15 protein-coding genes and 2 tRNA genes are annotated in these 16308 nt (G+C 67.1%); 7 read left to right on the forward strand and 10 right to left on the reverse strand.

Annotated features, from left to right (window positions below; translation table 11 throughout):
* Nucleotides 1-3 precede the first annotated feature (3 nt).
* A complete protein-coding gene (locus tag HEQ22_RS07775) occupies nucleotides 4-441 on the reverse strand; it encodes a response regulator (protein ID WP_432770615.1) in 438 nt (145 codons plus the stop codon).
* 155 nt (nucleotides 442-596) lie between these two features.
* Here HEQ22_RS07775 and HEQ22_RS07780 point away from each other — a divergent pair, with 155 nt between their 5' ends.
* On the forward strand, nucleotides 597-1445 hold the full coding sequence (locus HEQ22_RS07780) for a pseudouridine synthase (protein ID WP_432770616.1): 849 nt from the start codon (nucleotides 597-599) through the stop codon (nucleotides 1443-1445).
* 5 nt (nucleotides 1446-1450) lie between these two features.
* Nucleotides 1451-2002, forward strand: coding sequence for a 16S rRNA (guanine(966)-N(2))-methyltransferase RsmD (gene rsmD, locus HEQ22_RS07785; RefSeq protein WP_432770617.1), 552 nt, complete (start codon nucleotides 1451-1453; stop codon nucleotides 2000-2002).
* Here the strand turns inward: rsmD and HEQ22_RS07790 are convergent.
* Nucleotides 1992-2429: a PaaI family thioesterase gene (locus HEQ22_RS07790; RefSeq protein WP_432770618.1), complete on the reverse strand. Its 438-nt coding sequence runs from the start codon at nucleotides 2427-2429 to the stop codon at nucleotides 1992-1994. The genes rsmD and HEQ22_RS07790 overlap by 11 nt on opposite strands.
* Nucleotides 2430-2452: 23 nt before the next feature.
* Nucleotides 2453-4132 (reverse strand): energy-dependent translational throttle protein EttA, encoded by a 1680-nt coding sequence (ettA, locus tag HEQ22_RS07795; RefSeq protein ID WP_432770619.1) that lies wholly within the window; start codon nucleotides 4130-4132, stop codon nucleotides 2453-2455.
* A gap of 139 nt (nucleotides 4133-4271) precedes the next feature.
* Here ettA and HEQ22_RS07800 point away from each other — a divergent pair, with 139 nt between their 5' ends.
* The 3 genes from HEQ22_RS07800 (at nucleotide 4272) to HEQ22_RS07810 (ending at nucleotide 6635) form a co-directional block, all read left to right on the forward strand.
* Nucleotides 4272-5675: a M28 family peptidase gene (locus tag HEQ22_RS07800; protein ID WP_432770836.1), complete on the forward strand. Its 1404-nt coding sequence runs from the start codon at nucleotides 4272-4274 to the stop codon at nucleotides 5673-5675.
* A 147-nt stretch (nucleotides 5676-5822) separates the two neighbouring features.
* Entirely contained in the window at nucleotides 5823-6098 is a 276-nt protein-coding gene (locus HEQ22_RS07805) for a hypothetical protein (protein ID WP_432770620.1), read from the forward strand.
* A 111-nt stretch (nucleotides 6099-6209) separates the two neighbouring features.
* The gene (locus HEQ22_RS07810) at nucleotides 6210-6635 is read left to right on the forward strand and encodes a VOC family protein (protein ID WP_432770621.1); all 426 of its coding nucleotides are present in this window, start codon (nucleotides 6210-6212) and stop codon (nucleotides 6633-6635) included.
* 56 nt (nucleotides 6636-6691) lie between these two features.
* Here HEQ22_RS07810 and HEQ22_RS07815 read toward each other — a convergent pair.
* The 5 genes from HEQ22_RS07815 to HEQ22_RS07835 form a co-directional block, all read right to left on the reverse strand.
* Nucleotides 6692-6768 (reverse strand) — tRNA-Pro (locus tag HEQ22_RS07815).
* A 37-nt stretch (nucleotides 6769-6805) separates the two neighbouring features.
* On the reverse strand, nucleotides 6806-8281 hold the full coding sequence (locus tag HEQ22_RS07820) for a M20 family peptidase (protein ID WP_432770622.1): 1476 nt from the start codon (nucleotides 8279-8281) through the stop codon (nucleotides 6806-6808).
* Between the two features lie 62 nt (nucleotides 8282-8343).
* Nucleotides 8344-8419: transfer RNA gene (locus HEQ22_RS07825), tRNA-Ile, on the reverse strand.
* A 56-nt stretch (nucleotides 8420-8475) separates the two neighbouring features.
* A complete protein-coding gene (locus tag HEQ22_RS07830; RefSeq protein WP_432770623.1) occupies nucleotides 8476-9501 on the reverse strand; it encodes a polysaccharide deacetylase family protein in 1026 nt (341 codons plus the stop codon).
* Nucleotides 9502-9538: 37 nt separating this feature from the next.
* Nucleotides 9539-11164, reverse strand: a complete 1626-nt coding sequence (locus HEQ22_RS07835) for a histidine kinase dimerization/phospho-acceptor domain-containing protein (RefSeq protein WP_432770624.1) — start codon at nucleotides 11162-11164, stop codon at nucleotides 9539-9541.
* A gap of 183 nt (nucleotides 11165-11347) precedes the next feature.
* On the opposite strand from HEQ22_RS07835, the gene HEQ22_RS07840 reads away from it, so the two are divergent.
* Nucleotides 11348-11821, forward strand: a complete 474-nt coding sequence (locus HEQ22_RS07840; protein WP_432770625.1) for an Lrp/AsnC family transcriptional regulator — start codon at nucleotides 11348-11350, stop codon at nucleotides 11819-11821.
* A gap of 75 nt (nucleotides 11822-11896) precedes the next feature.
* On the opposite strand, the gene HEQ22_RS07845 is transcribed toward HEQ22_RS07840, so the two are convergent.
* Both HEQ22_RS07845 and HEQ22_RS07850 read right to left on the reverse strand, forming a co-directional pair.
* A complete protein-coding gene (locus tag HEQ22_RS07845) occupies nucleotides 11897-13231 on the reverse strand; it encodes a tetratricopeptide repeat protein (protein WP_432770626.1) in 1335 nt (444 codons plus the stop codon).
* A gap of 173 nt (nucleotides 13232-13404) precedes the next feature.
* Nucleotides 13405-13701, reverse strand: a complete 297-nt coding sequence (locus HEQ22_RS07850; RefSeq protein WP_432770627.1) for an Hpt domain-containing protein — start codon at nucleotides 13699-13701, stop codon at nucleotides 13405-13407.
* Between the two features lie 68 nt (nucleotides 13702-13769).
* Here HEQ22_RS07850 and HEQ22_RS07855 point away from each other — a divergent pair, with 68 nt between their 5' ends.
* Entirely contained in the window at nucleotides 13770-16133 is a 2364-nt protein-coding gene (locus HEQ22_RS07855) for a hypothetical protein (RefSeq protein WP_432770628.1), read from the forward strand.
* Nucleotides 16134-16308 lie beyond the last annotated feature (175 nt).

The raw sequence follows: 16308 nt of genomic DNA on the forward strand, positions 1-16308 counted from the left end.
GCGTCAGACCGCTTCGGGCCGCCAATAGGTCTGGAGTCCGCTGATCTTGCGCGGCGTCTTATTCTTGCAGATCATCGTCTCGATCGCGCGCAGGGCGCCGACAAGCGCTGCGGAACTGTGCGGCTTGGCCAGACAGGCCAGCGCGATGTCACCGGCATCCTGGGGGCACTGGCCGGTCACCAGCAGCACCGCGATACCGCGATCGCGCGCCAGTCGTGCGACTTCGCGGCCGGTCATGTCGCCGGCGAGGCCCAGGTCGAGCACGAGCGCGTCGATCTGTTCGTCGGCGATGATCGGCACTGCGGCTTCGCCCGAATCGACCGTCGCGACGATGTCGTAACCGCTCTGCTTCAGCGTCCGCTCATTGTCGAAAGCGATCAGCGGGTCGTCCTCGATGACCAGCAACCGCTTGATACACGACGGGCGCGACGCAAAAAGCATGAAGTCTCCCTTTGGTGAAGCCATGAGCCGCGCCGCCGCGTCCTGCAAGATTGCTTCTGCTTGCCATCGACGAAGCGACACTTTTCCGGCTATGAGCGTGGCCACGACGCAACACTGTTCCCCCGCATAACGACAAGAAGGCCGCATCCGTTCCGATGACAACACGCCGTCCGCCCCGCTCCGCCGCCCCGGCTGCTCCCGACCGCGACGCCCCGAAAGGCCGCCGCGCCGCGCGCGGTGCCGCCTCGGCGCTCAAGGCCAAACCCGCCGAGGCCGAGCGCGAGGATGGACCGCAGCGGATCGCCAAGCTGCTCGCGCGGGCCGGGGTCGGCTCGCGCCGCGATGTCGAACGCATGGTCGAGGAAGGGCGCATCGCGCTGAACGGCCAGGTCATCGTCCAGCCGGCGCCGTTGCTGACTTCGCTCGAAGGGCTGACGGTCGATGGAAACCCGGTTGCCAAGCCCGTCTCGACGCGGCTCTATCGCTTCCACAAGCCGTCGGGCTGCATCACCGCGGCGCGCGATCCCAAGGGCCGCAAGACGATCTATGACCTGTTGCCCAAGGATCTGCCGCGCCTGATGCCGGTCGGCCGGCTCGACTATAACACCGAAGGGCTGCTGCTGCTGACCAACGACGGCGAATTCAAGCGCCAGCTCGAACTGCCCGCCAGCGGGGTCGAGCGCACCTATCGCGCCCGCGCCTTTGGCGACATCAGCCAGGAGCAACTCGAGGAACTGGCGATGGGTATCACCATCGACGGCGTCACCTATGGCAAGATCGACGCCAACCTCGAACGCCGCACCGGGCGCAATCAATGGGTCGAAATGACGCTGACCGAGGGCAAGAACCGCGAAGTCCGCAAGGTGCTCGAACATTTCGGGCTTCAGGTCAGCCGGCTGATCCGCACCCGCTATGGCGCGTTCCAGCTCGACGGGCTGCCGCTCGGCGCCGTCGATGTCGTGCCGCGCGACGAATTGTTCAAATTCCGCCGGCACATGGGCTGACCGCGATGCGCGTGATCTCGGGCGAATGGCGCGCGCGCAAGCTGGTCGCGCCAAAAAATGACGCGACGCGCCCCACCGCGGACCGCACCCGCGAAACGTTGTTCTCCATGCTGGCGAGCCGCCTCGGCAGCTTCGAGGGGCTGGTCGCCGCCGACCTGTTCGCCGGATCGGGCGCGCTCGGGATCGAGACGCTGTCGCGCGGCGCCGCGCACTGCCTGTTTGCCGAACAGGATCGGGACGCGCTCGACGCGCTGCGCGCCAATCTGGCGGCGCTCGGCGCCGCGCCGCGCGCCGACGTCCGCGCCGGATCGGTCATGGCGCTCGGCCCCGCAAGCCGCAGCTATGACCTGCTGCTGATCGATGCACCCTATGCCACCGGCGCCGGCAGCGTCGCGCTCGACAAGCTCAGCCGCCTCGGCTGGGTCGCGCCCGACAGTTGGGTCTCGCTCGAGACCGCGCACAATGAGCCGGTCGACGTCGCGGGTTTCGAGATCGACGCCGAACGCAAGGTCGGCAAGGCGAAACTGACGCTGCTGCGCCGCAGCGTCACGGGATAGCGTAGGTCACATTCGCCTGCCCGACCGGCTTGCCCGGATCGTCGGTCCAGATCCGCACATCCATCACCGCGAGCCGCTTGCCGAGCCGCAGCATATGCGCGTCGGCGAACAACGGTCCGGGACGGCACGGGCGCAGGAACTGATAATTGAGCGCGCTCGTCACCGCCATCGCCACCGGCCCGATATGGGCGAGGACGAGGGCATAAGCGGCCATATCCGCAAACCCCATCTGCGTCGGGCCCGAGATCAGCCCGCCGGGGCGCAGCGCCTGTTCACCCGGATCGATCCGCGCCTGAACATGGCCCGGGGCGGCCGAGACGACCTGCCCGCGCGAGCCGGGCTGCGAATGCGGGAAGGCCTCGGCCATGAAGGCGTTGAGCGCGTCCGCATCCATGCGGATCGCGCCCGACGAGATGGCCTCCGCCAACGGCGTCCCCTCCCCCATGCCGGTCAGCGCGACAATTTCTTGTAGGTCGTTGCGTGCGGGCGCGTCGCGCCGTCGCCGAGGCGGCGGATCTTGTCTTCCTCATAGGATTCGAAATTGCCTTCGAACCATTCCACGTGGCTGTCGCCCTCGAACGCCAGAATGTGCGTCGCAAGGCGATCGAGGAAGAAGCGGTCATGGCTGATCACCACCGCGCAGCCCGCGAAATTCTCCAGCGCTTCTTCGAGCGCCGCGAGCGTTTCGGTGTCGAGATCGTTGGTCGGTTCGTCGAGCAGCAGGACGTTGCCGCCGGCTTTCAGCATCTTGGCCATATGGACGCGATTGCGCTCACCGCCCGACAGCTGGCCGACCTTTTTCTGCTGATCGACGCCCTTGAAGTTGAAGGCGCCGACATAGGCGCGCGTCTGCATCTCGTGCTTGCCGATGTTCATCATTTCGGCGCCGCCCGAAATTTCCTGCCAGACATTGTTGTCGGGTTTCAGGTCGTCGCGGCTCTGGTCGACGAAGCCGAGATGAACGGTGTCGCCGATCACGACCTTGCCGCTGTCGGGGGTTTCCTGCCCCGTGATCAGCTTGAACAGGGTCGATTTACCGGCGCCGTTCGGGCCGATGACGCCGACGATGCCGCCGGGCGGCAGCGAGAAGGACAGGTCTTCGAAGAGTAGTTTGTCGCCATAGGCCTTCGAGATATTCTCGACCTCGATGACCTTGCCGCCCAGGCGCTGCGGCACCTGGATGACGATCTGCGCCTTGCCGGGGATGCGCTTTTCCTGCGCCTCGACCAGCTGGTCGAAGCTTTTGATACGCGCTTTCGACTTGGCCTGGCGGGCTTTGGGCGACTGGCGGATCCACTCGAGCTCGTCCTTGATCGCCTTCTGGCGACCCGCGTCCTCGCGCGATTCCTGTTCGAGGCGCTTGCCCTTCTTTTCGAGGTAGGTCGAATAATTGCCCTCATAGACAAAATAGCGCCCGCGATCGAGTTCGAGGATCCAGTTCACGACATTGTCGAGGAAGTAGCGGTCGTGGGTGACGAGGATGACGTTACCCGGATAATCGACCAGATGCTTTTCCAGCCACGCGACGCTTTCGGCATCGAGGTGGTTGGTCGGTTCGTCGAGCAGCAGAATCGATGGCTTTTCAAGCAGCAGGCGGGTCAGCGCGATGCGGCGCTTTTCGCCGCCCGACAGGCTGTCGACGCTCGCATCGCCCGGCGGGCAGCGGAGCGCTTCCATCGCGATTTCGAGCTGGTTGTCGAGCGTCCAGCCGTCGACCGCGTCGATCTTTTCCTGCAACGTGCCCATTTCTTCCATGAGCGCATCGAAATCGGCGTCTTCGGGCGGATCGGCCATCAGGGTGCTGATCTCGTTGAAGCGTTCCATCATGTCGGCGACGCCGCGGACGCCGTCCATGACGTTTTCCTTCACCGTCTTGGTCGGGTCGAGCAGCGGTTCCTGCGCCAGATACCCGACGGTGATGCCTTCGCCCGGCCACGCCTCGCCGGTGAATTCCTTGTCGATCCCGGCCATGATCTTCATCAGCGTCGATTTGCCGGTGCCGTTCGGGCCGACGATGCCGATCTTGGCATCGGGATAAAATTGCAGGCTCAGATCCTTGAGCGTCGGCTTTTGCGCGCCGGGATAGGTCTTGTTCAGACCCTTCATCACGAAACTATATTGGGCGGCCATGGGATATGCTCCGAATGCTGGCAGGGCCGCGCACGCGGCCGGAAGAGATGTTGCGCGCCGGTTAGCGAATGGGCGCCCGCTTGGCAATCGGCGCTTGCCCGCAAGGGCCTCGCCTCGCTAGGACCGCGCGATGACAAATATGCCGCGCCTGCTCGCCCTCACCGCCGCCACCCTCGCCGCCGGCACCGCCCTTGCCATCCCGCCGCCGCCGACGCCGACCGCCACCGAACTCGCGCAGCGCGGCGACGACATCGCCTGGTCGATCACCGAGGGGCTGACGACCGAGATCGGACCGCGGATGGCGGGAACCGAGGCCGAAGCGGCGGCGCGGCGCTGGGCGCTGGCGCGGCTGAAAGCGCTGGGGTTCCAGAATGTCCGCGAGGAAGAATTCCGGATGCAGACTTGGGTGCGCGGCGAGGAAAGCGCCGCGCTGACCGGCCCCTTCCAGCCGCAGGCGCTCCACATCGCCGCGCTCGGCAACAGCGCATCGACTGGACCCAAGGGCATTGAGGGCGAAATAGCCTATTTCGCGAGCTATGACGCGCTGGTTGCCGCGCCCGACGCCTCGGTCAAAGGCAAGATCGTCTTCATCGACCACCAGATGCAGCCGGCGCAGGACGGCAGCGGTTACAGCTATTACGGCCGCGGGCGCTTCACCGGACCCAATGTCGCGGCAAAGAAAGGCGCGATCGCCACCGTTATCCGCTCGATCGGCACCGACGATCATCGCGGTGCGCACGCCGGCGGCACCAATTTCGAGGCCGGGGTAAAGCCGATCCCCGCCGGCGCGCTGTCGAACCCCGACGCCGACCAGCTCGTTCGCCAGTGGCAGCGCACCCGGCAGATGCGGACCAAGGAGACCGCGCTCGGCTACACTCCCGAACCGCTGCGCATGAATCTGGTCCTGACGCCAAGGAATCTCGGCCAGCGGGCATCGGGCAATATTATCGCCGAAGTCCCCGGCAGCGACCCCGCCGCCAGCCCGGTGATCATCGCCTGTCACCTCGACAGCTGGGACCTTGGCACCGGCGCGATCGACGATGCTTCGGGGTGCGGGATCATTGCCGCGGCGGCCAAACATGTCATGACCGCCGGCCAGCCGCGCCGCACCATCCGCATCTTGTGGGCGGGCGCCGAAGAGGTTGGGGTGTTCGGGGGCAAGGCCTATTTCGACGCCCATGGCAAAGAAAGGCACGCCGTCGCGCTCGAGTCCGATTTCGGTGCCGACCGCGTCTGGCGCGTCGATTTCAAGCTGCCCGACAGCGCCAAGCCGGTCGCCGACCGCATCGCCGCGGCGGTGATGCCCTTCGGCGTCGTGCGGGGCCGCCAGCCGGCGAGCGGCGGCGCCGACATCGGCGCGCTAGTGCAGGCCGGCGTCCCGGCGATCGACCTGCAACAGGACGGCACCCGGTATTTCGACCTCCACCACACCCCCGACGACACGCTCGACAAGGTCGATCCGGTCCAGTTGCGGCAAAATGTAGTGGTGTGGACTGCCACGCTGGCGATTCTTGCCGACAGCAGCGACGCCGAGCTGCCATGATTGTTGCGGCGGAATGACAGAATTGCGAGCGTTCCGCCCATCTCAATTATTTTTGTTGACGATCCATACGGAACGGCTAAATCCCGCCCCTCGCGGGACGGGAAAACTTCCCCAGCGCGTATAGGCATTTTAGGGAGCCCACACATCATGAAGAAATTTGCTGCTATCGCCGTTGCTGCCAGCATGTTCGCCCTCGCCGCTTGCGGTGAAAAGGCTGCTGAAGAAGCCACCACGGAAGCTCCGGCTGCCGAAGCCATGGCCGAAGACGGCGCCGACGCCGCTGCTGCTGGCGCCGACGCCGCTGCCGCTGGTGCCGAAGCCGCTGCCGCTGGTGCCGAAGCTGCTGCTCCGGCCGACGCTGCTGCGACCGCCGAAGCTCCGGCCGCTGACGCCGCTGCTGCGCCGGCTGAAGAAGCCAAGTAAGTCGCTGCCCCTCGGGGCATTGACCGAAACGAAAAAGGACGGTCTTCCTTCGGGAAGGCCGTCTTTTTTTGTCTCCTCAAGAGGCAGATTCGGCCAGACAGGAACGCCGCCATGACCGACCTTGCCCCTTTCCATTTCGCCTTTCCGGTGCACGACCTCGCCGCCGCGCGCCATTTTTACGGCACGGTCCTCGGCTGCCCCGAGGGGCGGAGCGACGAGGACTGGATCGACTTCAACCTCTTCGGCCACCAGATCGTCGCGCATTGCGTCGGCGCCAAGCGCGACGCGGTCGCCGGCCACAATCCGGTCGATGGCCATGCCGTCCCCGTGCCGCATTTCGGCGTCGTGATGCCCCCCGCCGACTGGGCCGCCTTCGCCGACCGGCTGCGCCGCCATGGCGTCACTTTCGCGATCGAGCCGCACACCCGCTTTGCCGGCGAGCCCGGCGAACAATCGACGATGTTCTTCCACGACCCCTCGGGGAACGCGCTCGAGTTCAAAGCATTCGCAGATCTGGGCCAGCTGTTCGCCAAATAGGCGGCGGCCCCACGCGGAGCGGACCCACGGACATCACCACTCAGGCTGAAAGGAAATGGTCGGGGAGACAGGATTCGAACCTGCGACCCTCTGCTCCCAAAGCAGATGCGCTACCAGGCTGCGCTACTCCCCGACTGGCACCGCGCCTTAGACAGGCTTTGGCGCCAAGTCTATCCCGCCGATGTCGCGATCAGCCGCGCATAAAAATCGATCATGCGTTTCAGGCTGTCGATTTTCATATGTTCGTTGGTCCCGTGGATCATCGCCGATTCCGCCAGCGTGAAATGCATCGGCATGAAGCGATAGATGTCCTGCGACACCGGCTCCATGCTGCGGCTGTCGGTGCCGCCGACCACCAGGATCGGCGACAGCACCGCGCCGGGCGCATCGGCGCGCGCCGCCGCGGCGATCCATTTCCAGCCCTGCGAACGGGTCGATGACACCCGCGTCGGCTCGCGCGGCGGCTTGACCCAGGTCAGCTCGACCGGCGCGTCGCCGACTGCGGCTTTCGCGCGCGCCATGATGTCGGTCGACCGGTTCCACGGCGCGATGCGATAATTGATCAGTGCGCTCGCCGATTGCGGCAGGACATTCTCTTTCGGGCTGCCCTCCAGCATCGTCGGCGCGATCGTGGTGTGGAACGCCGCCGCGGTGGAGGGCGAGGCCGCAAGCTGGCGCTTGAGCAGCGGCGCGAACAGCCATTCGTTCGCGACCGCGACCTTGGTCATCCCGCCCTTGGCATCGGCCAGCGCACCCAGCATCGATGCGCCGGGGCCTCGAACCTCCATCGGGAACGGCTGCTCGGCGATATCGACGATCGCCCGCGCCAGCGTGCCGACGCCGGTCTGGGCGGGCGGCATCGAACTGTGCCCGCCCGCGGCATTCGCGGTCACCTTCAGCGTCGCATAGCCTTTTTCGGCAATACCGATCAGGATGGCAGGGCCGCCGACCATCGGCGTGTCGGTCAGCACGATGCTGCCCTCGTCGAGCGTGAAGATCGCCTCCACCCCTCGCGCCTTCAGCATCGCGGCGGCGGCGATCGCGCCTGTCCCGCCGACCTCCTCGTCGTGCCCGGACACCAGATAGATGCTCCGCCGCGGGCGAAACCCCTGCCCGGCCAGCGCCTCGCTCGCCTCGAACAGCGCAACGAGCGACCCTTTGTCATCGACGGTGCCGCGCCCCCACACCGCCTGTTCGGCGATTGTCCCGGCAAAGGGCGGATATTTCCAGTCGCCCTCGGTCCCCGGCGTGACCGGCACGACGTCCTGATGCGCCATCAGGATGATCGGCGCGAGCGCCGGATCGCTGCCGGGCCAGTGATAGACGAGGGTGCGGTTGGGCAGGATGGTGCGCGTCATCGCGCGATGCGTCGCCGGATAGGTCGCCGCGAGCCAGCCGTGCAGCCGGCCCCATTGCGCGACATCATTGTCGGCGGTATCCTGGTTCGAGACGGTCGGTATCCGCACCGCCTCGCCAAGATGCGCCGCCGCCGCGGCAAGGTCATAGGTCGGGGCGGGCGCAAGACGGACGTCGCTGCCATCGGCGATGTCGCCCGGCGCGAACGTCGCGGTGCGCACCGCGACCACCGCCGCCACGGCCGCGACCGCCGCCAATCCGCCGAGCAGGATCGTCCGCTTCCGTGCCATCTTTACCTCCCCCGATGCGTTTCCGTCAGTGGAGCGGCAGCGCGGCGAAGTTGCAAGGAAAATGGTGGGCCCGGCAGGACTCGAACCCGCAACCTAGCCGTTATGAGCGGCCAGCTCTAACCATTGAGCTACAGGCCCCCGTGGGGACGGTCCGGCGATAGCGGAGCGCGGCGCGCATTGGCAAGCGTCAACGGTCAGCCCGCCAGCGCTTTGCGCGACGCCATCGCCAGGATCTCCGCGGCCGTGGTCGGCTCGACCCCGCGGCGCGCCAGATGGTCCAGCACCACGTCCCACCAGCGGTAAAAGTCGGCGAGGTCCGCGGCGCTCCGCACATAGGGGGTGTTGCCGGGCTGCAGCGACGGCGAATGAAACGAGAAGTTGAGCACCGGCAGGCGGCGATCGACCGCGATGTCGATCGCCTTGCACGCGCGGTCGGCGGGGATGCCTTCGGGGGTCAGCGCGATCCGCTCGACCAGCCCGAGCCGCGCCAGCACCGCGCGGGCGTGCGACCCGTCGCGCGCGACGCGGTGATACAGCGCGCGTCCGGCGCCGCCGAACAGCCCGCCAAACAACGTGGTCACGGGCATCTCCAGCACCGCCCCGGCCGCGGTCCGCACCCACCACGGGCAAAGCGGTGCGTCGCGATAGTCGGGGCCGTGCCCGGCGCGATAATCGAAGCCCGAGCGCACCGAGGTGTCGCAGCGGAAGCCGAGTTCGGCGAGCATCGTCGCGCTTTCCGGGCCGAGCCCGTAACGCCCGGCGCGATAGACGGTCGGCGCGACGCCGAAGCGGTCGCGGATCGCGTCGCGCAAGGCCAGCATCTTCGCGCGCTGCAACGCCGGCGGCAGGTTGCCGGTATAGCTGTTACGGGCATCGACCGGCTCGTCGTACGGCGGCGTTACCCAGGGATGCAGCTGCGCCCCGATTTCGCAGCGGCCCGCCGCCTGTGCGGGGCCAAGGATATCGACCGCGCCATCGTCGGCAACGATCGGCCAGTCGACCAGATAGATCGGCCGTACCGCGGCGCGCTCGAAATAGGCTTGGCACGCGGCGAGCGCCGGCACCGAATCGAGCTGGTAGCCGGTGCGCGCGAAGGGCGCGTCCCAGTCGAAATCCTCTTCGGTATCGATGGTGACCCAGAATCGCGGGCGCTCGCCCTCGCCGAGCCCGATCAGCTCGCACTCGGCCGGATATGCAAAAAAATCGCCCGCCGGCTGCACCGCATTCCCCTCTTGCCCGGTCCTGCCCGGCCCGGTCTCAGTCGTCGGGCTGGGCGCCCGCTACCGACCGTTGGGTGGCGGACGGCAGGTGCAAGGTCAAGGCGTTATGCCCGATATCGAGGCGTCCGCCCGCACCGCGCGCGAGGCTGTCGACGAGGCGCAGCGAGAATCCCAGGCTGAGGATCGCCGCGCCCGGCGCGTCGCCTTCGGGGCTGAAACCCGGATCGAGGAGATCGGCTGCGGTCGCGAAGCGGATCGTCGCGGGCCGTACGATCCGCAGTTGCAGCATGTCGTCGGGCGCGGGCTCGGTGACCAATTGGCCGACCATGATCGTACCCGCTTCGGCGACGTCGACCAGCGCAGTGAGCAACCGTCCGACCATCCGCCGGGCGTTGGCTTCGCTGGCGCGCGCGACAAACGGGCCGCCGACGCGCGACAGGCTGAGGTCGATATGCCGCTCGCCCAGCAGCGGCGCGATGTCGCGCTGGACCTGCGCGACGACCGCTTCGATATCGACCGTTTCGCCGATTGCGGTGGGGTCCGGCGCGGCGACGGCGCGCGCCGCGGTTTCAAGGTCGTCGATGATCGCCTGCACCGCGGCGGCGTCGGCGACGATCGTGTCGGCCATCGCGCGATACGCGCCGCTGACCGGCCCGAACATCTGGCCCGCGATAATCTGGGCAAAGCCCGAAATCGCGTTGAGCGGGCTGCGCAGCTCATGGATCAGCTGGCGGATCGAGTCGCCGGCATCCTCGGGCGCCGGGCGGCCATAGGGGGTTTCGTTGCGCTGCGGCCGCCGGGCGCTGCCGCGATAGCCGCGAAACTGCCCGGTCGCCGGATCGAACCACGGCAAGGCGGAAAACCGCCATTCGCCGGCGTCGGCCGCCGATCCTTCCAGCGTCATGCGGGCGCCCACCATCTCGGCGCGCTGGCGAAAGGCGCCCGCGGCGATCCCGTCGGCGCCCGGCTCGCCGCCGAATGCCGCTTCGGCGATCGACAGCCCGATCGCGGCGCCGCGGGTGATGCCGTCGACCCAGTGGATGACACCGTCGGGACCGGTTTCGAACAGAAAGGCAGCGCGCGGCTCGCGCGGCGCGGGCGCAGCACTGACGGGCTGGCCGCGCGCCGCCTGGAACTTGTCGATACGGCGCACCAGCTCGCTGATCTGGCTCCCGCCGGCTTCCACTGCCGGTTCGGCCGCCGCGGCGGGTGCGGCGGGTGCGGCGGGCGACCCCTGCGGCTGCGGCAGGGCGACCGATGCGCTGCCCAGACTGGCAAGTGCGCGCCGGACGCCGTCGGGCAGATCGGAGCGGCCGGCGAGGATCGACCGCGCCATCGCGCCGGTCGCGGGCAGCATCGCCAGCCAGTCGGCTTCGGACAGGCGGGCATTGCGCAGCATCGCCGCCGACACCGCCGGCACGTCATTGGCATAGAGCGCAACCAGCGGCGCGAAACGGCCATGCCGCGCCACCGCTTCGGCGCAGTCGCGGCGGACTTTTTCGGGCACTTGCGGGCGGAGGACGGCGAGCGCGTGAAGCCCGCGACGAATATCGGCATCGACCAGTTGATTGCCACGCTGGGCCAGAATATCGGAGAGTTGTCGCCACGCGGACACGCTTCCCCGGCGGCCCGAAGGCGCCTGGCGCAAGATGGTCGCGATCATTGAGTCAGCAGTCACGCGAAGCCGGCCCCACCCTCGTTTCGTTGGTTAGCGTATGATTAGCGGCTAGCGTGAATCGCGCCCTCACGAAAGTGCCTTAACCATCCGCGTCGCATTGTGGGACAATTGCATTCGCCTGAAATATTATTATGGTCAGGACAAATTTGGAAAGCGGAAGTTTCAACGATGGCGAGTCAGAAATTCGATCAGATCGATTTGCAGATCCTTAGCGAATTGCAGAAAAACGGGCGGATGACGAACGTCGAACTCGCACAAATGGTCGGTTTGACCGCCCCGCCCTGCCTGCGCCGCGTCCGCGCGCTCGAGGAAGCGGGGGTCATCCGCTCCTATCATGCCGACCTCGATGCCGCGAAGCTCGGTTATGGCATCACCGTGTTTGCGATGGTCAGCCTGCGCAGCCAGGCCGAATCCGACCTGAAGGCGTTCGAGGATTATGTCAGCGGCCTGCCCGAAGTGCGCGAATGCTATATGCTCAACGGCGAAATCGACTTTCTGCTGAAGGTCGTCGCGCGCGATTTGCAAAGCTTCCAGTCGTTCCTGACCGCGCACCTGACCTCGGCGCCGAACGTCACCAGCGTCAAGACGTCGCTGACGATTCGCACCGCCAAGCAACTCGCCGGGATCCCGGTCGAGCCCTGATCAGCTTCGAGCGCCAACAAAAAAGGGCGCCGTCAATGCGGACGGCGCCCTTTTTTCATGTGCCTGACTTGAGCGTCAGCCGCCCGTAGCGGGCGCCGCTGCCGGCGCGGCCGGGGCAGCCGCCGCAGGGGCAGGAGCCGCCGGCGCCGCCTTGGCCTTGGCCTGCACCGTCCACAGCTGCGCAAGGCGCTGGCGATTGCCCTGCACCTTGGCCAGGCTGGCGACCGCAGCGTCGGTCTGGCCGGCGAGCGCCTGCGCGACGCCCAGGCGATACTGGACCACCGGATCGGCCGCGCCGCCCGCCGACAGCGCCGCTTCGTAAAGCGGGATCGCCTTCGCATAGTCGCCGTTGCCGACGAGCGCATCGGCGGTCGCGCGTGCCGCCTTAGGATTGGTCAGCGTCGCCGGCTTGGTGGCATCGGCGGCCAGCGCGGTCGCGTCGCTCGCGGCGCGCGGCGTCTGCGTCTCGAGGATCGGGCCGAAGCGCGCGTCGCCCTTCGGGATCACGCCCTTCGCTTCGCCATGCTTGATCACCGCGACGACCTCGCCGGGATAACCGGCTTCGGTGGCCAGCGCGGCATATTCCAGAAATTCGGGACGCTCGGTCATCGACCCCGTCGCGCGCATCAGGCGCAGGATGTCGAGGTTCAGCTCCTTGTCGCCCGCGGCCTGTTGCAACATAATGTACAGCGTGTTGCGCCACGTCGCCGGCGCGGGATAATCCTGTACCCGCATCGTCAGCACATCGAGCATCTCGTTGGTGCGGTTGGCTTTCTGGAACGCCTGCGCCGGACGCACATAAAGCTCTTCCGACGGCTTGGCTCCAGCGGCGCGCGCAGCGTCGATCCCGGCCTTGGCGATCGCCCAGCCCTGATCGATCTGTCCGCCCTGAAGATAGCTGTCCATCAGCAGCGCCGACAGGTTAGCTTCGGTCGATCCCGCCGCCTTCGCAGCTTCGAGCCGCTTGATTGCCTTCGGATAATCCTTGGCATTATAGGCGAAGCTGCCCGAATAATAATTATAGGCGCGGGCATTCTCTCCCGGAGTCAGTCCCGATTCGAGCATCGCGTCAAGGCCTTGGCCTTGCAGCGCCTGGTCCTTGTTGAGGATCCCGAGCTGGAGTTGATAAAAGGCGAGCAGATATTTGTCCTCGTTGCTCGTCGCGACGCCCTGACCTTCGGTCAGCGCAGTCTGCAGCGCAGCGCCGTCCTTGGCGGTGGTCGCGTCCATCATCTTCTTCAGCGCCGGGGTGAAACCCTTGCTGGGCGAGATCGTCGCGCCCTTGGCGGCTTCTTCCTTCTTGGCCTTTTCCCTCTTCTGGGCGGCAGCCGGCGTCGCGGTCGCCATCAGCGCGCAGCCGAGCACGGCAGCCATCGCCGTCGCGGGCATCGAGCGGAAACGGGTGAACATCGAAATCTCTCCTTTTGAATCGGCCGCCCTGCCTTGTCGCATCGGGGTTCGGCCGCGTTTCGGTAACGCGGCTAAACCCGTCGCGTTGCCAAGGCAAGACGGCCGGGGTCGATATTTCTGATGGCGTAAGGCGGCTGAACGGCGATTGAACCCCGCCGCCGGGTCGCAAGGGATCAATCGACCGAGTCGATCGCCTGGTTGATCTGGCGCAGCACCGCTGGGTCGCCGGGCGCGCCCGCCATCGCCGCTTCGGCCAGCTGGATCAGCGGAATGATGCCAAAGGTCGCCGCCAGCCCTTTCAGCCGCAGCGCCGCGACATGCCAGTTCGCATCGCACCGCGCCCGGCGCATCAGGTCGGCCAGGTCGCGCGCGCTGCCGGTAAACGCGTGGCGCAGGTCGCTGACCATCGCCGCGTCGTCGCCGACCACGGCGCTCAGATACCGGTCAAGAGGGCCACTATCGAACGACATTCCACAGGCTTTTCATGCCGTGGTTAAGTTTCCGTTTCATGGGCATCATTTGCTGCTAATATGCAGCTATGACGGGGCACAAGAAAATCGTCGGATTGTGGCGGGATTCCGCGGCGATCCAAGGTAGCGACGGGCAGGAGCCCGAACCGGCGGCGACGCCCGATGCCGCGCCGGTCGCCGAATCCGATCAGCCTGCCGACCGCGACTGGCTCGACATGTCGTCGCTGGCCGATGCCGAACCGGTCGACACCGAAGGTGATACGCCCGCCGTGCGCTGGATCGATCGCGCCGCGCCGTTGCTCCTCCCGCTGGTCGGTATCGCCTGGACGGGCTTTGCACTGTGGGTCGCGACTGCTGGCTTCGCGCGCGCGCCGGCGCTTGCCGACTGGCCGGGACTGCTCGCGACGATCGCGATGCCGCTGACCCTGCTCGTCGTGCTGTGGATGGCGCTGCTGCGCTCGAGCCGCTCCGAACAGGCGCGCTTTGCCCGCGTCGCCGCGGCGCTGCGCGAAGAGAATATGGCGCTCGGCCAGTCGATGCATTCGCTCAGCCTCCATCTCGCCGACGCGCAGAAACAGCTTGGCGAACAGGCGCGGACGGTTCAGCAACTCGGGCTCGACGCGGTCGCGCGACTCCACGACAGCAGCGACAAGCTAGCGACCAATGCCTCGGTCATCGCCAACGCCAACGACCAACTCGCGCGGTCGGGCGATGTCGCGATGCAGCGGATGGACGGCCTGCTCGCTGGGCTGCCGCGGATCGACGACGTCGCCCAGCGGCTCGCGGTCAATTTCCGCGAGGCGGGACTCGTCGCGCACCAACAAGGCGCCAGCCTTGAGGCCAAGCTCGCCGCGCTCGGTGACGAAGCCGCGAAGGCGGCGCAGACCGGCGAGGAATCGGCGGCGCGCATGCTCGAAGCCGTCGTCGTCTTGCGCGAACAGACGAAGGAAACCGAATCGGACCTGCTCGCCGCCTCGGCGCAGGTGACCGGCGCGCAGGGCGCCGCGCTGGCGCAGATGACGCGCGTCGCTGCGACGACCCGCGACGATTTGACCGCGACGGTCTCCGCGATGACGCGCCAGATCGACGACAGCTGGCAGCGGTTCCGTGACGGCGTTGACGCCGCTGCGGCACAGATGGACGCCAAGCTGGCCGCTGCGCGCGATGCCGGCGATGCGATGGGGGCGCAGCTATCGGCGCATGGCGACGCGAGCGACGCTCTGGCCACGCGCATCACCGCGCACGTCACCAGTGTCGGCGAACAGCTGGCGCTTCTCGACACCAGCGTCGGCACGAGCACCGGGGTCATCGGCCGCGCGATCGACGACACCAAGGCGCAGCTGGGCGCCTTCATGCAAGAGGTCCAGACCGGCAACGGATCGGCGCAACAGCTGATCTCGCACGCCGAATCGCTGCTGCTTGCGCTCGACGCGGTGACCCGCGAGCTCGACGAGACGCTGCCGCACGCGCTCGATCGCGTCGTCGCGCATGGCAAGACGACGCAGACGGCGTTGACCCAGCTGCGTCCGATGCTCGACGCATCCGAACTCGTCGCGCAATCGACATTGTCGCACGTCAACGCGGTGCAGGCCACGCTCGCGGCGAACGAGGAGCGGATGACGAACCACGCCGACGGCCAGCGGGCGCTGGTCGGGCGGGTCAACGACTCGCTCGCCGAAGCCGACGCCGCGCTCGCCAATCTACGCGCCGGCGCCGACGAATTCGCCGAACAGGGCGGCGCGCGGATGATCGCGACGCTGGCCGAGGTCCGTACGACCGCCGACGCCGCCGCCGAGCAGGCGCGGGCAACGCTGGACACGCTGATCGCCGGCGCGCGCGAAGCGATGCAGGCGACCGCGAGCGAGGCAATCGACGCCGCGTTCAAGACCGAGGTCCTGGCGCAGCTGAACGCGATCGAGGACGCCTCGCAGCGTGCCGTCACCGCGGCGAACGGCGCCGCCGACCGCCTGATGCGCCAGATGATCACGATCATGGACACCAGCGCCAGCGTCGAACAGCGCGCCGCCGAAGCCGACCAGGCGATCGCCGCCTCCGACCGCGATTCGCTGGCGAAGCAGGTCGGCGTCCTGACCGAGGCACTGAAATCGACCGCGATCGACGTCACCAAAATCTTGTCGAGCGAAGTCAGCGACACTGCGTGGGATGCCTATCTGAAAGGCGACCGCGGCGTGTTCGCACGCCGCGCGGTCAAGCTGCTCGACAATGGCGAAGCGAAGGAAATCCTGCGCATCTACCAGAATGACGACGGCTTTCACGCCGCAGTGAACCAGTTCATCCACGATTTCGAAGCCATGCTGCGCCTGCTCATCGGCGCCCGCGACGGGTCGGCGATCAGCGTGACCTTGCTGTCGTCGGATATCGGCAAGCTCTACGTGGCGCTGGCACAGGCGATCGACCGGCTGCGGGGCTGATTCGTAGCGTATCAGGTGTTAACTTCTAATTGTTGCGGACCTAAAACGATCCTCCCCCAACGGGGGAGGGGGACCACCCGCAGGGTGGTGGAGGGGTACAGGAGATCGTACGCAGCGCTCGACACCGCGTACCCCTCCACCAGCTTCGCTGGACCCCCTCCCCGTACCGGGGAGG

The sequence above is a fragment of the Sphingopyxis sp. genome (assembly GCF_050916055.1).
Lineage (GTDB): Bacteria > Pseudomonadota > Alphaproteobacteria > Sphingomonadales > Sphingomonadaceae > Sphingopyxis.

Excerpts from the sequence above, each read along its gene's own strand:
- HEQ22_RS07840 (WP_432770625.1), top strand. The coding sequence starts at position 11,348 with ATGGCGAGTCAGAAATTCGATCAGATCGATTTGCAGATCCTTAGCGAA.
- rsmD (WP_432770617.1), top strand. The coding sequence starts at position 1,451 with ATGCGCGTGATCTCGGGCGAATGGCGCGCGCGCAAGCTGGTCGCGCCA.
- HEQ22_RS07810 (WP_432770621.1), top strand. The coding sequence starts at position 6,210 with ATGACCGACCTTGCCCCTTTCCATTTCGCCTTTCCGGTGCACGACCTC.
- HEQ22_RS07800 (WP_432770836.1), top strand. The coding sequence starts at position 4,272 with ATGCCGCGCCTGCTCGCCCTCACCGCCGCCACCCTCGCCGCCGGCACC.
- ettA (WP_432770619.1), bottom strand. The coding sequence starts at position 4,132 with ATGGCCGCCCAATATAGTTTCGTGATGAAGGGTCTGAACAAGACCTAT.
- HEQ22_RS07805 (WP_432770620.1), top strand. The coding sequence starts at position 5,823 with ATGAAGAAATTTGCTGCTATCGCCGTTGCTGCCAGCATGTTCGCCCTC.
- HEQ22_RS07775 (WP_432770615.1), bottom strand. The coding sequence starts at position 441 with ATGCTTTTTGCGTCGCGCCCGTCGTGTATCAAGCGGTTGCTGGTCATC.
- HEQ22_RS07780 (WP_432770616.1), top strand. The coding sequence starts at position 597 with ATGACAACACGCCGTCCGCCCCGCTCCGCCGCCCCGGCTGCTCCCGAC.
- HEQ22_RS07835 (WP_432770624.1), bottom strand. The coding sequence starts at position 11,164 with ATGATCGCGACCATCTTGCGCCAGGCGCCTTCGGGCCGCCGGGGAAGC.
- HEQ22_RS07850 (WP_432770627.1), bottom strand. The coding sequence starts at position 13,701 with ATGTCGTTCGATAGTGGCCCTCTTGACCGGTATCTGAGCGCCGTGGTC.
- HEQ22_RS07845 (WP_432770626.1), bottom strand. The coding sequence starts at position 13,231 with ATGTTCACCCGTTTCCGCTCGATGCCCGCGACGGCGATGGCTGCCGTG.
- HEQ22_RS07855 (WP_432770628.1), top strand. The coding sequence starts at position 13,770 with ATGACGGGGCACAAGAAAATCGTCGGATTGTGGCGGGATTCCGCGGCG.
- HEQ22_RS07820 (WP_432770622.1), bottom strand. The coding sequence starts at position 8,281 with ATGGCACGGAAGCGGACGATCCTGCTCGGCGGATTGGCGGCGGTCGCG.